Raw genomic sequence first — 14,980 nt, 5'->3', positions numbered from 1 at the left:
CACCACGGTGGCGGGGAGGGCATTGAACCCCGTCCTGGCCCGTCCCTTCAACCCGTCAACCGGCCGCGAGGGGTTTTCAGCGCAGCCCGGGGTTGGTGAGCTGGCCTACATCCTCCTCAATCACCTCGAAGGCGGCCATCCTGTCCCTGGGGGGGCGCAGGAGCCGCTCTCCCAGGGGTTGTACGTCGAAGCGGACCCCCACGGAGGCCAGGACCTTGCCGGTGATGAGCACCTGGCCGGGGTTGGCGGTAGCAGCCAGCCAGCCGGCCACCCCCACCCCCTCCCCCACCGCCGTGTAGTCCGAGCGGACGTCGTTGCCGATCATCCCCACCAGCGCGCGGGTGGTGTGCAGGGCGATGCGCAGCTCGCAGCGCTCGTCCTGGGGGCGCCGGCTCATGGCCCGCTCCCAGTCGGCGCGCACCGCCAGCGCGGCGCGCACCGCCCGCACCGAGTCCTCCCCCTTCGCGTACGGCACGCCGAAGAGGGCGCGCATGGACTCGCCCAGGAAGCCCTGCACCGTGGCCTCGTAGCTGAAGACGATGCCGCTCATGCGCGAGTGGAAGTCGTTGAGCACCTGGGTGGCCCGCGCCGCGCCCAGCTTCGCGGCCAGGGCGGGAAAGCCCACCAGTTCCACATGCAACACGGTGACGTTGCGCTCCTCCAGCCCGGGCAGCCGGCCGCCCGCGCGCTGGGCCTCGGCGGCGCGGCGCTCGGCCACGTCCGGCGGGTGGAAGCGCTCCAGCGTCCGCCGCAGCCGCTCCGCCGCGGGCGAGCCGTCTCGCGGGGCGAACTTCTGCACGCCCGTGGCCACCAGGTGCGCCACGGCGGTACACGCGTCCAGCATCACCTCCACGCTGGTGTCGCCCTTGGCGGCGGTGTTGACGTAGAGGACGCCGGCGAAGGGCGGCTCGGAGCCGATGGGGATGCACAGCACCCGGTCCACGCCGTAGAGGATGACGCTCTCCCGGCCCGCGAAGCGGCGGTCGTCGCGCACGTCGCCCACCGCGAGCGCGCGGCCCTGGCGCAGGGCCTCCTCGACGATGGCGTCCGAGACGGGCACCTCGCCCTTGGCCAGCTTGCCGCGGTGGCGCACGGCGGCGGGGACGAGGGCCCCGGAGGAGTGCTTGAGGAGCACCACGGCGGTGGTGGCGTCCGTGCGCTCCAGCACCCGGTCCATGGTGATGTCCAGGAAGGCGGACAGCGTGGAGGCGGTGGCCAGCGCCTCGGCGGTGCGGAACAACAGCACCAGCGTCTCCTGGCCCACGCGCGGGGTAGCGGTGGCGGGCACCGGCGACGCGGAGGAGAAGCTGTCGTCGAAGGAGACGGGCCCCACGTTGTCCAGCAGGCGCAGGACGTCCGCGTCCTTCACGTTCTTCGCCAGGAGGACGGCCGGGCCCACGTCCTGCCCATGGCCGAAGCGCACCACCCCGCCCGCGCCCAGGTCCACCATCTCCGTGGCCGCGTTCTCCACCGTGTTGGGCTGGCGGACGGAGAGCGTGTTCTCCCCCAGCGCCACCGTGTCCCCGGGCGACAACTGCCGCGAGCCCTGCAGCGCCGCGCCGTTGACGCGGCTGCCGTTGCGGCTGCCCAGGTCCTCGATGCGCAGCACGTCACCCTCGACGTACAAGCGCGCGTGACGGCGCGAGACGAGGTCTCCGCCGAGGACGATGTCGTTCTCGTCCGCGCGGCCAAGGCTCGTCACGCCCTCGGGCAGATCGTAGGACGTGTCGAAGTAGCCGGGCCCGTTGATGATGATCTGCCACATCGATTGCCCGACATTACACGACTCTCCCGTCTCTTGAGAGAAGGTGGCGGCAGCCACCGTCACGCGGGGGGTGGCACGGACTCCCGGTAGGGCTCTAACGCCGCGTCATGACTGGGAGTACGGGCGAAAATCCCCCCGGGCCCGGGAGCGGCGGCCGGGCGAGCCCGCGGCGGGGGTCAGCGCGGCCGGTGGATGAAGACGGAGTCCCCCGCCCGCACCGCCGGGAAGGTGGCGAGCGGGCGCGTCGCGGGCCCATTCAGCACCCCGCCGTCCTGTCCGAAGCGCGAGCCGTGGCAGGGACACTCCAGCACGCCGTCCGCCGGCAGCCACCCCACGGCGCAGTCTCCGTGGGTGCAGATGCGCCAGAGGGCGGCGTAGCAGCCGGGCGAGGTGTGCACCACCACCACGTCCAGCAGCGCCTGGGGGACGCGGACCTCGGCGTGCCCGCCCGGCTCCCGCAGCGCGGGGTGGTCGTCGAGGCGGACCTCCACCCAGCCCTCCCCGGCGGTGCCCGGCGTGGGCGCCCCGGAGCAGGAAGCGCCCGGCGCGCCGGCATCCGGAGTCTCCGGCGCGTCGAGCACCACGGCCTCCCGCCACCCCCCGCCGCACCCGGCCCCGAGCGTGGCCAGGGCACAGGTGCCGCACAGCAGGGTGTGGAGCGCGGTGCGGCGGTCCACATCCTTTATATGCGGGGAAGGCGGGGGCCGGCTCACGGCGTGCTCCCCTCGAGGGGCTCGCCATTCACCACGGCGACGGCGTCCAGGTCGAAGCCGCCGGACGTGCCGCCGTAGCCGTTGGCGCCGCTGTCGGTGATGCGAATGTAACGGGCGCGTGACAGCCCCACGGTGGAGAGGTCGAAGCCGTCACCACCCGCCACGGCGGGGTCGGTGGCGCTGACGCCGTTGGCGGGGTTGGCCTGGACGGTGCGGACACCCGCGCAGCCCGGGTAGCCCGCGTCCGCGTCCCGGGCGGCGCAGGGGAACGCGTGCCAGGTGATGCCGTCCTCGCTCACCGACACCACGCCCGTCTCGGAGAAGATGCCGCCGCCGGGCTGGGCGAAGGCGTTCTCGAAGACGAGCAGGTCCACGCCGGGCCCGTCCACCACGCCCACGTCCGTGAAGCGCAGGGTGATGGAGCCCTCGCGGCCCAGCGAGAGCACGTCGAGGGAGCCGTTGTCGGGGCCCACGCCCACGGGAGGCCCGAGCACCACGGTGGGGAAGCGGTCCTGTCCGAAGCCCGCACCGTCGCCGGGCGTGAAGGAGACCACCTCGTCGGCATACGGGTCCGACGGGCGGGGCCCCGCGTCGGTGCCACTGTCCGGGCCGGCATCTCCGGCGGGGAGGTCCGAGCCCGCGTCCGGCGTGGGCGTGACGGGGCCGTCCTCCCCGTCACCGCAGGCGGAGAGGGCGAGGAGCACGGCGAGCGCCGCGCCCCAGGGACGGAGGCTGGAGGCGAGCGAGCTCATCGCGCCTGCTGGATGCGAACGAGGCGGCGGCCGTTCCTGTCGCGCAGGCCCACCAGCACGTCCGAGCCGAGCGGCGCCATCAGCTCCACGGAGGTGCACTGGGTGGCGTCGTAGGTGAGCACGGACCGCCTCTCGCCGAGGGTCACCGTCTGCGGCCCGCCGATGCCGAACGTGAGCGGGAAGAAGGACACGTCGGTGGCGACGAAGGCGAAGGTGACGCTGTCGTAGTCGCCGCGGTTGAGCACCACGCCCTCACCGAAGGCGGAGACCGCGTTGAAGTTGCTGCCGGCTTCAATCTTCGGCTGCGCCGCCAGGTCGAACGGGGTGCCGGAGGAGAGCGCGGTTTCCACCACCGTCGGCGGCACCGCGTGGACCTGGTTGGCCCCGGAGGCGAAGTAGCCCAGCACCGTGACGTCGTTGGTCGCCACGGCGGTGTAGCCGCTGCCGCCGGCGCCCGTGGGGAAGTTGGCCAGCTTGGACGTGGTGAAGTCCTGGCCCGAGGTGGCCAGCGCGTACACGCCCAGGCCCCCGGACGCACTGCCCAGGGACGAGCCGTTGACGAGGAACGCGGTGGTGGCGTTGCGCACGAAGGCGTCCGCGGTGAGGTTGCTCGCCGCGGAGACGTACCGCGAGTCGGCGGGGGTGGCGACGTCGTAGATGGCGATGGAGCCCGGGAAGCCCGAGGCACTCGTCGTGTAGCCGGCGGCCAGGTGCTTGCCGTCATGGGCAAGGTAGCCGTTGGGGAACACCATGGCGGCACCAGCGCGGTCATCGGCCGAGACGACGTCGTAGAGCTTCGTGTTGGCGGTCTGGAGGTCGGGCCACGTGCCCAGCGAGTACAACGCCGCGTCCTTGCCGCTGCCGCGCAGCGCGTAGAGCGAGTACGTGGGGCCGGGCGTCGACACCACCGCCGCCACGTCGTCCGGCAGCGTGGCCGACTCGCCGGCCTCGAAACCCGTCTGCAGCGTCAGCGTGCCCAGCTTCGCGTCATGCGTGGCCGTGTCGCACGGGTTCGTCCCGGCGTCGGTGCCGGCATCCGTGCCCGCGTCCGTCCCGGCGTCGGTGCCCGGCTGCGGCTGCTCGATGGGCTCGGTGGAGCACTTCTCAGCGCGGCAGACCCACTGCTCGCCCTCGGGGGGCTGGCCGTTGTCGTTGCGGCAGTCGAAGGGGTCCACGCACTCGGAGCCGCAGCCCGTGGAGGTCAGGGCCAGCAGGAGCGTGGCCACGGCGAGGGCCGCGGGTTTCGTCCAGGGTGCTGCGCGCTTCAGGTCGGCGGTCTTCATCGGCGTCCTGCTTCCTCTCCGCCCCCACGGGCGGGTTGGGCCTCGGGCGAGGAGCGGGGACGAAGGCAGCCCCGGACGCAACTGCGCGCGCGGATGGGACGCCTCCGTCGCCTCCCCTCGGAGGCTTCGGTGATGTCCGTGCCGGAGGCACGGGTCTTCGGCAGGTCTTCGGACTCGCAGGCGCGGGAGCCCTGAGGGCGCCCACCTACTGGCCGTCACTTCCCAGCCCTCAAGGCCAGTGCGACTCGACGGCGTTCGTTCCTGCTCACCGCTGCGGGGCAGTCCCGGATTCACACCGGGTTCCCTTGAGCCCCCGTGGATTCACGAGGGCACCGAGGACGCGCGGGGCTTACGGCGGGTGGCGGGCATTGTCAATGCTCCGCCGGTCGTCAGACCTGTCCCAGCCTCACCCGCCGCCGCAGGAGGGCGAGGAAGAGCGGCCCCCCGAGGAGCGCGGTGACGACGCCCACGGGAAGGTCCTCGTTGAACAGGGGGAAGGCCAGCCGCGCCAGCAGGTCCGAGAGCATGAGGAAGGAAGCGCCTCCGAGTGCCGAGAGCGGCACCAGCAGACGCTGGTCCGGGCCGAAGGCCAGCCGCAGCAGGTGCGGGACGATGAGGCCCACGAAGCCGATGAGCCCCGTGAGGGACACCGCGCCGGCCACGCTGGCGCTGGAGGCCAGCAGGAGCCAGCGGCGCGTGGCGGCCACGGGCACGCCCAGCGACGCGGCATCGTCATCGCCGAGCGACAGGAGGTTGAGCCGCCCGGACAGCGCCCACATGACCCCGACGGCGCCCGCCTGGAGGAGCGCGGACAGCGCCAGGGTGCCGACGGTCTCGAACTGCAGCATGCCCACGAGCCAGCGGAGGATTCCGCCGATGCGGTCCGGAGTGGACATCACCTTGATGAGGGTGATGGCGGCGGAGGCGAAGGCGTTGAAGATGACGCCGGTGAGGAGCGCGGCGTAGGGCGCGCGGGCGGCGGCGCCCCGGCTGGAGGAGAGCACGAAGAGGATGGAGGCACCCGCGCCGGCGAAGGCGAACAGCACGGGCGCGGACAGGTGGGACAGCGCGCCGCCCAGGCCGGGGGCCACCTCACCGACAGTGGCGAGGCCCACGGCGAGCGCCAGGGTGGCGCCGAGCGCCGCGCCACCGGAGACGCCGAGCACGAACGGCTCCGCGAGCGGGTTGCGCAGCAGCCCCTGGAGCGTGGTGCCCGAGGCGGCGAGGCCCGCGCCGACGATGGCGCCGAGCAGCGCGCGGGGCAGGCGCAGCTCCCAGAAGATGAGGGCGTCGGAGGACGTGGGCTCGGTGAGCGCGGTGATGAGGGAGATGGACTGCTCGCCGAAGCGCGCGGTCAGGGCGAAGGAGACACACGCCAGCGCGAGGAAGCCGCCGAGGAGCGCAACGGCTCGCGGCGCACTGAAGCCGTACGCGCCCCCGGCCGGCGTGGGTGTCCCGGCGCTCGTCACGGTGCCGCGCTCCCCTCGCGCGGGAGGGGCTGCCATCGACCTCGGAGGAGTGGCGAAAGACGGCGGAGCATGAGGGAGCACTCCAGGAGTAGACGGCCACGCATCTACCCCGGCCGCCGCTGCCTCGGAAGCCCTCGGACCGAAAAACCAACCGCGCGCACCGGGAGGCCCCTTGCGCCCAGGTGCGGCGGTGGCGAGCACGACAGCTGCTCATGCGACGTGAAACGAACCGCGCGCACCGTGAGTCCCCCTGGTCCCCCTGCGCCCAGGTACGGCGGTGGTGACAAACACCGCCGCCTCATTGAGCAAGGGATGTGCCGGGCCCTCACGCCCCCACGGCAACTGTCATCTCCAGTACTTACCGCGAGCGCGTGTGGACTCCGAGGCAACAACGGGCCCGGTCCGTTGCCTGCGCGGCCACGGACCGCTACGGCTTCGTGCCGTCCTTCTCCACCGCCTCCGGGTGCAGCAGCCGGAACAACTCCTCCAGGCCGCGCCCCAGCGAAGGGCCGGGCTGCAGCAGCGCCAGCGAGGGCACCTCCACCCAGCGCGCGTCCGACAGGCCCGGCAGCGCGCGCAGCTTCTGCTTGCCCACGTCCACGTCCGCGGCATCCACCACCACGTCGGGCCGGGCCCGCACCACGCGCTCCAACGAGTACACGGGATACGCGGAGCCTCCATCCGCCGCGACGTTGATGCCCCCCGCGTCCTGCAACAACTCGTTGGCGAAGGAGCCGGGGCCCGCCACCACGAGCGGCTCGAAGCCATACGCGAACAGCACGCGCTTCGGGGGCAGCTTCTTCGCGGCCTCGCGGATGCGGGTGCGCGTGGCCTCGATGCGCGAGACGGCGGCCTCCGCCTCCTTCTCGCGGCCGAGCGCCCTGCCCACCGCGCGCATGCCGGCGAGCACATCCGCGACGGAGTGCAGCGGCAGCAGCAGCACGGGCACGCCCAGCTGCGCCATCTTCTCCACGGGACGCTGGTTGCCCGGCCCCGGCTGCACCAGGAGGAGGTCCGGCTTGAGCGCCACCACCGCCTCGACGGACGGGTCCACGAAGCCGCCCACGCGCGGGAGCTTCTCCACTTCCTTCGCCTCGTCGAAGCGCGACACGCCCACCAGCGTGCCGCCCGCGCCCAGGGCAATGACCATCTCCGTCAGCGACGGCGCCAGCGTCACCACGCGCCGCACGCGGGCCGGAACCGGCGGCCCCAGCGTGCGAGGCCCCTGGTGCGCCGGGACACCGGCCGCGTCCGCCGTGCCCGCGACGAGGCACAGCACGGTGGCGAGCAGGACGAGGCCCAGGGGGCGCGGAATGGAGGAGCACATGCGGGTTCTCACGATGGGTTCACCTTCACGGCAGCGCGGTGAGGTCGATGGCATTGGACACGGGGCGGCGAGGGTCCACGGGGCACGCGTCCAGCGCGGGGCCTCGCGCCTGAGCCGTCGTGTAGCCACGGCGCTCCACGAGCTGTCCGTCCTTCACCTCCACCACGAAGACGCGGCCGGCATTCGTGTCGCCCAGGTACACGGCGCCCCCCGACACGGCGAAGCGGCCGGCCACGGAGAGACGGCAGCCCTCGGTGCCCGGCTCACAGCCCGGGCTCAGCGCGTACGAGGCCACGGGCACGTCGTCCTTCACCAGCACCAGCCCGGTGGCGCGCACGGAGCCCGCGCTGCCGCCATTCCCGTGGTCCAGGCGGGCCTCGCCCAGGCAGGCCACCACGAGCTGGTCGCCCACCGCCTCCACGTAACCCGCGTTGAGGCAGTCCCCGGCGCCCAGGTCGATGCCACGCACACCGCCGTCCGAGGGCTCGATGCGCGCGAGCATGCCCGGCCCGTTGGGCAGGTAGTTGTTCTGGGGGTTGAGGTTGGTGAGGGCCACGTACACGCCCCCGTCCGTCGCCGTCGCCGAGTACGGCAGCGGCAGCGCCGTGCCTCCGTCGAAGGACTTCCGGTCGATGCCCATGAGGGAAATCGTGTCCACCTTGCGCGGCTGCTCGGGGTTGGAGATGTCCACGCGGGCCACGGCGTTGCCGGCCGCGAAGTTGGAGCCAGCGGTTCCGAACAGGGGGATGTAGAGCGAGCTGCCCCACTTCGCGATGGCCTGCGGGCTGGTGTTGGGGCCCAGGTTGATTTGCGCCACGGTGCGCAGGCCCAGGCCGCCGCCCTGGGCGGGGCCCTCGCGCTTCAGCACCTGGAGCGTGTTGTAGACGGAGTCGACGACGTAGACATACGGAGGGTCCACGAGCACGTCATTGGGAGAGCTGCCCATCGTGCTCAGCGAGTCCTCCTCCACCACGGTGCCCAGCTCGCCGCCCGCGGCCTGGAGCAGCCGGGAGTTCGTCGCGTCCGCGGCGAGCACGAATCCGTCCCACGCCGCCAGGGTCTGCACGCCCGCGCCGAACTGCCGCCGGGGACCGAGCGCGTCCGTCCCCGCCTGGATGCCCACCAACTGCCCGTTGGTGTAGCAGGCCGTCACCACGTCGTACGCGCACCGGCCCGCGTGACACGACTGCACGTCCGGGCACGCGTTGCCACACGCACCGCAGTTCAACGCGTCCGAGCTCAAGTCGAGGCACGAATCCCCACAGCGCGCCGTGCCCTCGGAGCAGCCCTCGCGGCACGTCCCCGACTCGCACACCTGACCGGAGGGACACGCGTTGCCGCACGCGCCACAGTGGGACACGTCGCTCGCCGTGGACACACACGCGCCGCCGCAGGACTCCGTGCCGGGGCGGCAGCCACATGCGCCCTCCTGGCACACCTGCCCGGCGCCGCACGCGTTGCCGCAGGCGCCACAGTTCGCGGTGTCGCCCCCCAGGTCCACACAGGCTTCGCCACAGACAGCGAGGCCGGAGGTGCACACCACGCCCTCGTCCGGACACCCGGTGAGCGTCAGTCCCGCGAGGGCCGCCAGCAGCAGCGCCGGGAGGCGCGGCTCAAATGAGCGAAGTGAGAGCGGCATGGGACTCCTCGGAGGCGGAGGCGATGAACAGCGCGGAAGCGTCCCGGTCCAGGGCCGGGAGGCACGGCTCAAGGGGGCGAGGCGAGCGCGGCATGGGGCTCCTCGGGGGCGGGAGAGGCGGATGCGGTGGAAGGCGCGGAAGCGTCCCGGTCCAGCGCCACGCCGAGCGTCACGTACGCGGCGCGTCCTGGCAGCGGGAAGCCGGTGAAGTCGTACGCGCGCACGTCGAGGAGGTTCTTCACCTCCACGGACAGGGTGAGGTCCGGGCCGTGCAGGAAGGTGCTGGACGCGCCCACACTCAGCAGGGTGCGCGAGGGCAGGCGGCTCGAGCCGGTGCGGTTCACGAGCTGCGAGGACTGGTAGAGCACCTCGGTGCGGGCGTTGAGCCAGTCCGGCCCCGCGCGCACGCGCCCCACCCACTTGTGCCGCGGGCGGTAGGGCAGCGCCTTGCCGAAGAAGCGCGGGTCACCGTAGCGGTTCTCCGTGCGCAGCCACGTGTAGCTGGTGGTGGCGGCCAGCCACGGAAGCGGCCGGGCCTCGCCCTCCAGCTCCACGCCCCACACGCGCGCGGCGTCGAAGTTGTACGGGCGGGCCAGCAGCGGCGGGTACAGCTCGTAGGCGATGAGGTTCTCGTACACCGCCGCGAAGCCCCCCGCGGTGGCGCTCCACATGGGCGCGCCTTCCTCCTCGCTGGAGCTGGAGCCGGAGCGCCAGGACACCGCCGCGTCCGCGTACAGCGCGCGCTCGGGCTCGAGTCCCGGGTTGGGCAGCAGCGTGCCCTGGCGGATGTACAGCTCCAGGAAGGACGGCGCGCGGTGGGACTGGCCACCGTTGGCGCGCAGGCTGAAGCCGCCGCCCAGCTCCACGGAAGCGCCCAGCTTCGGGGACAGCAGCCAGTACGGCCCCACCCGCTCCACCCGCATCGACGGCACCACGCTCACCGCGCCACCGAGGAGCCGCAGCTCGTCCATGGCCATGACACTCGCGCGCCACCACGAGGCGGACTGCGCGTCCAGCGCCTCGGTGACGCCCTCTCCGGAGGTGGCCACGGTGACGGTCAGTGAGTGCAGCTCCCCCAGGGGCCTGCGCCCCTCCAGCTCCACACCGCCCACCGAGTGCCGCTGCGCGCCGCCCGCGCCCGGCAGGCTGCCCGTCACCTCCAGCCCGTCGCGCCGGAAGAAGCCACGCGCGCTGCCCTGCCCCGCCATGCCCAGGGAGCCCGACCAGCGAAGCCCCAGCGCCAGCCGGCCCAGCTCCTGGTTCCCGGAGGACTGGGGGTTCTGCACCGTGCCGGGAATGGCGCGGTCCTCCAGGGACAGCTCCGCGAGCGCGTCCAGCCGCGAGCCGCCGGGCAACCGCCGCCGGTAGCGCAGCAGCGCGCCGCCACCCCGGGCGTCATTGCGCGCGCGCAGCTCGGAGGTGAGCGGGTTGCCGTCCACGGCGGGCAGCTCGTCCAGCTCGTAGGCGAAGTCCCCATCCGAGCGCCCCGCGTGCACCAGCAGCATTGCCTGCCCGTCCAGCAGCGGGCCGGTGGCGGCCACGTGGCCCAGCACCGTGTCCCAGCTCCCGTACGTCACCTCGCCGCTGGCGCGCGGGTGCGAGCCGGGCGCCCGGGTGATGATGTTCACCGCGCCGCCCAGTCCTCCGGAGCCGTAGCGCGCGCCCGCGCCGCCGCGCAGCACCTCGAAGCGCTCCACCAGCGCGGCGGGAATCTGGGACAGGTCCGCCATGCCGCCCGCGCCGTTGAGCGGAATGCCATCCAGGAACACGAGCACGCCGTTGGACGCGGCGCCGCGCACCACCAGGCTCTTGCTCTGCCCGTAGCCGCCGGAGTCCTGCACCGCGAGGCCCGCGGAGCCCACGAGCAACTCCGCCGTGTCGCGCGCCTCGCCCGTGCGCTCGCGAGCGTCGATGACGGTGATGGCGCCGGTGGGGTCCCTGCGCTCCGGCGACTCGGGAGGCGGCGGCGTCTTCCCACGGACGACCGTGGTGCGTGGCGCGGCGGGCTCCGGAGCCGCGCCGGCCTCACCGGACTCCGTGCGTGCGGGGGCCTCGGGAGCCTGGGCCCGCGCGAGGAGGGGGATGTTGGACACCAGGCACGCCACGAGCCCGGCGAGGAAGGTCCACCGCATGCTCCGCCTTCCGCTCTCTCCATCGAAGAGAGAAGGCCACCCGCCCGTGCCGGTGAAGGGCACGGCCGAACCCCTGGGCAGGTCTCCTGGCTGACGGGCTCCGGAGTCAGGCGCACGCCGCGCCATTCCGAAGGGGGCCTTCCGCCTTCCCCCGGAGCGCCGCGTGGCCGCTGCCGGAGTGGCGACTGACCGAAGTCCCCGGCCCTGACCTCAGGGCGACCCGTTCACAGTGGCGGGACCGCGCCGGATTCGCACCGGCTTCCCTCTTGAAAGCCCGACATGGGCACCCAAGGGCCCACCCCTTCTAGGGGGTCACCCCCCGCGCGTCAAGCGAGCCGGGGGCGGCAGGGAGGACGAGCGCACGTACTGCTCGAAGGCGCACGCCTGGAGGAACAGCACCTCCACGCTGCCCAGCCGCAGCGAGGCCCTGCGGAACAGCGGCGCCGCTCTCCCGGGGACGATGAGCACGCCCTCCTGGTACGTGCCGTTATGGCTCTCCAGGTCCGTGACGCTCCACACGCCGGTGTGCGGCTCCTGGCGGAAACGCGCGTGCATGCGCGACACGGTGGGCTCCGCCAGGACGATGTCACACTCGGGGCCCCGGCCCACCGTCACCTCGGAGCCCACTCCGTGCGGGCGCGGGCGGACCTCGAAGACGAGCGGCTCCGCCGAGCGGACCTGGGGCCGCCGCCCCGTCTGCGTGAGGCCCGCCTCCGAGCGCCGCGGGGATGCCGCCAGCGCGGGCACGGCCTCCCACACCAGCACGGGCCAATGGACGGTGCGCAGGAGCGCCTCACGGTCGACGAGCAACTGGGAGGCCAGGGTGGACAGGCGATGGAGCACGGGCACGCTCCTCCAACGCGACGGAAGCGGAGCGAAGCTGTGCACGGGGGTTCCCACCTGACACCCCCCTCATGACGAATTTCTCCCGGCACAATGCGCCCCTCGGGGGGGTTCAGCGTTGACGGGACAACAGCTCACGGGCCCGCGCCGCGAGGAACTTCCCGGAGCGGGGCCCGCTGGCCGCGGCGACGATGGTGCCGTCCGCGTCGACGAAGACGGTGGAGGGCACCTCTCCCACCCCGAGCGGCGCCAGCACCTCACCCGTGGCGGTGGCCACCGTCATCCGCACGCCCAGCTCGGCGGCGGCCTTGCGGACCTTCGCCTCGTTCCGCTCCAGCGAGAGGGCGATGAAGCCCACCCCGAGCGGCTCCAGCTCCCGTCGCACCGCTTCCAGCTCGGGCAACTCCCGAGCACAGGAACTTCAAAGGGGAACCCAGAGGTTGATGACCCAGGGCTTCCCCCGCAGCGCGGCGGCGTCCAGCCGCCCACCGTCCAGCACCTGCATGGCGAAGCCCTCCGGCAGCGGGCGGCGGGGACGGTCGTAGGACTCGCACCCACCGGAGAGCACCGCCAGGAGGGACAGCGTGATGAGGACGAGCCGACGCGGCATGGAGCCTCCGGAAGTCACCAGGTGCGACACCCGAGACAAGATACGCACGCGCGGAGCACGCGGTTACTCCTCCGCCGTCTCCGCCGCCGCGCACGGGGTGCCCGCGTCCGGCTCGACCTGGGCGCAGTCGGGCAGGGCCCACTCACTGCTCGGTCCACCGTCCCCGATGGACAGGGGGCCGGAGCCCGCGTCCGACTCGATGATGTAGGCGACCCTGTCCTCCACGGCGCAAGCGCTCGCCCACGCCAGCAGCCCCACGAGGAGCAGCGCTCGCGGGCCGGAGAAGGGAGACATCCGGGAAGAGGAACGCGGCGGCGAGATGCGGTTCATCGCCCCTCACTCTCGCGCAGCCCGGGCCGGAGCGCCACCCCACCGGCCGGAGCGCGGGCCGCTCACGGGAGAATCATGAACGCGAGGCTCAGCCGTGGCCGCACGGGCCAGCCACGGTGGAGGGGCACGAAGCCGGTGTCCTCGACATAGCCCAGGATGGGCCGGCCGAAGACGATGTCCATCGCGGCGGTGCCCTCCAGGGCGAAGCGCCGCGCGAAGCGCCAGCGCACGGAGGTATCGGGGCCCGTGAGGAGCGAGGGGACGAAGCGCGGATTCGCGGGCCGGACGCCTTGATAGAGGGCGAACGTGGACCTGCCGAAGACGTGAATGGCCGCGCCCGCGCCCACGCCCCACCGCCACGCTCCGGACTCGAGCACCGGCGTGTCCAGCCAGATGCCGAAGGTGTACTGCTCCAGCTTCACCTCGGTGCGCGAGTCGACGATGGAGTTCGGCGTGCCCGCGAGGAACTGGAAGCGGAAGCGCAGCGCCGGGAACTCCCAGCCGGACCCGAGCAGCAGCCCCATGTGGCCGGCTGGCGCGTACCCGTCGAGCGTGGCCAGTCCGCCCACCATGAGCTGCCACTGCACGGAGGAGCGCTGCTCGGGAGCCGCGGGCGGAGGCGCCTGCTCCTGCGCCAGCGAAGCCGAACCCACGAGAAGCGCCATCACCCATCCGAGCCGAAGCAACGCGGTGCCCGATGCCATGGGTCCGGACGCTAACGCCCGGCGGCGCACGGGGGAAGTCCCGCGCCGTCCGGCCCGGAGTGAGGGGCGGGAGACCGGGAGGCGCGTGCCCGCACGTCCGCCCGGCCCGAGCCGTCCCCTGCCGCGACGGCTCAGCGCTGTGCGCTCTTCGCGGCGCGCAGCTCGCGGCTGACGCGCTCGGCCTCGCGGAAGACACGCAGGAGGTTGCCGCCGAGAATCTTGTGAATCTGCTCGCGGGTGTAGCCCCGGGCCATGAGGGCCTCGGTGATACGGGGCAGGTCGGCCACGGAGTCGATGCCCTCCGGCGTGGAGGTGATGCCGTCGAAGTCCGAGCCCAGCCCCACGTGGTCCACGCCGGCCACCCTGGCGATGTGGTCGATGTGGTTGATGAGCGCGCCGAGCTGCGGCCGCTTCACCCTGGCGGCCCACTCGAACGAGGCCCGCTGGGAGACCTGGAAGCGCTTGGCGGGGTCCGCGTCCTTGTGCTTCGCCTCCAGCGCGTCGATGGCGGCGTTCCGCTCGGGGGCCATGGCGGCGTAGCCCTTGCGGAAGTCGTCGTCGATGAAGGCGGAGAAGAAGTTGACCATGACGACGCCTCCGTTGGTGGCGACGGCCTTGAGCATCTCGTCGGTCATGTTGCGCGGGTGGTCGGTGAGCGCGCGGGCGGACGAGTGCGACGCGATGACCGGGGCGCGTGTCACCTTCATCACGTCGAAGAAGGTGGAGTCGGCCACGTGGGAGATGTCCACGAGCATGCCCAGCCGGTTCATCTCGAGGACGACCTCGCGGCCGAAGCCGGTGAGGCCGCCGTGGTGCTTCACGTTGGCGTCGTTGATGTCGCCGGACGAGTCCGCCCACTCGTGGGTGTTGGACCAGGTGAGCGTCATGTACCGGACGCCCAGGCGGTAGAAGTCGCGCAGCACGCCCAGGTCGTTCTGGATGGCGTGCCCGCCCTCGACGCCCATGAGCGTGGCGAGCTTCTTCTGCTTGCCGGAGCGCGCGGCGGCGATGTCCTGGGAGGACAGGGCCAGCACCATGTGCTCGGGGTTGCGCTCCACCTGCTGGAGCACGGCGTCCATGAGGCGCAGGGCGCGGTGGGTGTACTGGCCGGCGAACTCCTTCGGCTCCACCCAGATGGAGAAGAAGACGGCGCCGAGGTTGCCGGCGCGGGCGCGGGACAGGTCGAAGTGGCCCGGGCCGTTGGGCGGCTTCGAGCCGAGGTCGAAGCCCTCCTCCAGCATCCTCAGGGGCGTGTCCACGTGGGTGTCGATGATGAGCGCGGACTCGTGGACGGCGCGGACGTTGGCGGCGGCCGGGGTCCGCGGCGCGGCGGGCACGGTGGGGCTGGTGGCGAGGGAGGGTGCCCCCAGCAGGAGCGCTGCGGCGAGGACGGAGCGATTCACGCGAGCACCT

14 protein-coding genes and 2 riboswitches are annotated in these 14,980 nt (G+C 72.9%); all 14 genes read right to left on the bottom strand.

The genetic code is table 11. The features are described from left to right. Window positions 1–76: 76 nt before the first annotated feature. Window positions 77–1,765 (bottom strand): FHA domain-containing protein, encoded by a 1,689-nt coding sequence (locus K8638_RS06770; protein WP_223753595.1) that lies wholly within the window; start codon window positions 1,763–1,765, stop codon window positions 77–79. Window positions 1,766–1,941: 176 nt separating this feature from the next. Beyond that, window positions 1,942–2,478, bottom strand: coding sequence for a Rieske 2Fe-2S domain-containing protein (locus tag K8638_RS06765; RefSeq protein WP_223753594.1), 537 nt, complete (start codon window positions 2,476–2,478; stop codon window positions 1,942–1,944). Beyond that, window positions 2,475–3,230 carry a cell surface protein gene (locus K8638_RS06760; protein ID WP_223753593.1) on the bottom strand — a complete coding sequence of 252 codons (756 nt, stop codon included), beginning with the start codon at window positions 3,228–3,230 and terminating at the stop codon, window positions 2,475–2,477. The genes K8638_RS06765 and K8638_RS06760 overlap by 4 nt, the downstream gene beginning before the upstream one ends. Then, window positions 3,227–4,513 carry a hypothetical protein gene (locus K8638_RS06755; protein WP_223753592.1) on the bottom strand — a complete coding sequence of 429 codons (1,287 nt, stop codon included), beginning with the start codon at window positions 4,511–4,513 and terminating at the stop codon, window positions 3,227–3,229. Before K8638_RS06755 ends, K8638_RS06760 begins: the two co-directional genes overlap by 4 nt. A 141-nt stretch (window positions 4,514–4,654) precedes the next feature. After that, a riboswitch (cobalamin riboswitch) is annotated at window positions 4,655–4,865 on the bottom strand. Window positions 4,866–4,902: 37 nt separating this feature from the next. Next, window positions 4,903–6,018: an iron ABC transporter permease gene (locus K8638_RS06750; protein ID WP_223753591.1), complete on the bottom strand. Its 1,116-nt coding sequence runs from the start codon at window positions 6,016–6,018 to the stop codon at window positions 4,903–4,905. 391 nt (window positions 6,019–6,409) lie between these two features. After that, window positions 6,410–7,321 (bottom strand): helical backbone metal receptor, encoded by a 912-nt coding sequence (locus tag K8638_RS06745; RefSeq protein ID WP_223753590.1) that lies wholly within the window; start codon window positions 7,319–7,321, stop codon window positions 6,410–6,412. Between the two features lie 13 nt (window positions 7,322–7,334). Continuing rightward, window positions 7,335–8,948, bottom strand: a complete 1,614-nt coding sequence (locus K8638_RS06740; protein ID WP_223753589.1) for an MXAN_6577-like cysteine-rich protein — start codon at window positions 8,946–8,948, stop codon at window positions 7,335–7,337. Between the two features lie 68 nt (window positions 8,949–9,016). Continuing rightward, on the bottom strand, window positions 9,017–11,080 hold the full coding sequence (locus K8638_RS06735) for a TonB-dependent siderophore receptor (RefSeq protein ID WP_223753588.1): 2,064 nt from the start codon (window positions 11,078–11,080) through the stop codon (window positions 9,017–9,019). A gap of 58 nt (window positions 11,081–11,138) precedes the next feature. Beyond that, window positions 11,139–11,386: riboswitch (cobalamin riboswitch) on the bottom strand. A 6-nt stretch (window positions 11,387–11,392) separates the two neighbouring features. Further along, window positions 11,393–11,923 carry an FHA domain-containing protein gene (locus K8638_RS06730; RefSeq protein ID WP_223753587.1) on the bottom strand — a complete coding sequence of 177 codons (531 nt, stop codon included), beginning with the start codon at window positions 11,921–11,923 and terminating at the stop codon, window positions 11,393–11,395. A gap of 112 nt (window positions 11,924–12,035) precedes the next feature. Then, window positions 12,036–12,326: a TlpA disulfide reductase family protein gene (locus K8638_RS06725; RefSeq protein ID WP_223753586.1), complete on the bottom strand. Its 291-nt coding sequence runs from the start codon at window positions 12,324–12,326 to the stop codon at window positions 12,036–12,038. 18 nt (window positions 12,327–12,344) lie between these two features. Continuing rightward, window positions 12,345–12,533, bottom strand: a complete 189-nt coding sequence (locus tag K8638_RS06720; RefSeq protein ID WP_223753585.1) for a hypothetical protein — start codon at window positions 12,531–12,533, stop codon at window positions 12,345–12,347. A 63-nt stretch (window positions 12,534–12,596) separates the two neighbouring features. Beyond that, window positions 12,597–12,863, bottom strand: a complete 267-nt coding sequence (locus K8638_RS06715) for a hypothetical protein (RefSeq protein ID WP_223753584.1) — start codon at window positions 12,861–12,863, stop codon at window positions 12,597–12,599. A gap of 62 nt (window positions 12,864–12,925) precedes the next feature. After that, window positions 12,926–13,528, bottom strand: a complete 603-nt coding sequence (locus tag K8638_RS06710) for a hypothetical protein (RefSeq protein WP_223753583.1) — start codon at window positions 13,526–13,528, stop codon at window positions 12,926–12,928. A gap of 170 nt (window positions 13,529–13,698) precedes the next feature. Beyond that, window positions 13,699–14,970 (bottom strand): dipeptidase, encoded by a 1,272-nt coding sequence (locus tag K8638_RS06705; protein WP_223753582.1) that lies wholly within the window; start codon window positions 14,968–14,970, stop codon window positions 13,699–13,701. Between the last annotated feature and the right edge of the window lie 10 nt (window positions 14,971–14,980).

The sequence above is a fragment of the Myxococcus sp. RHSTA-1-4 genome (assembly GCF_020037125.1).
Taxonomy (GTDB): Bacteria; Myxococcota; Myxococcia; order Myxococcales; family Myxococcaceae; genus Myxococcus.
This window is presented reverse-complemented; position numbering and strand designations above follow the sequence as displayed.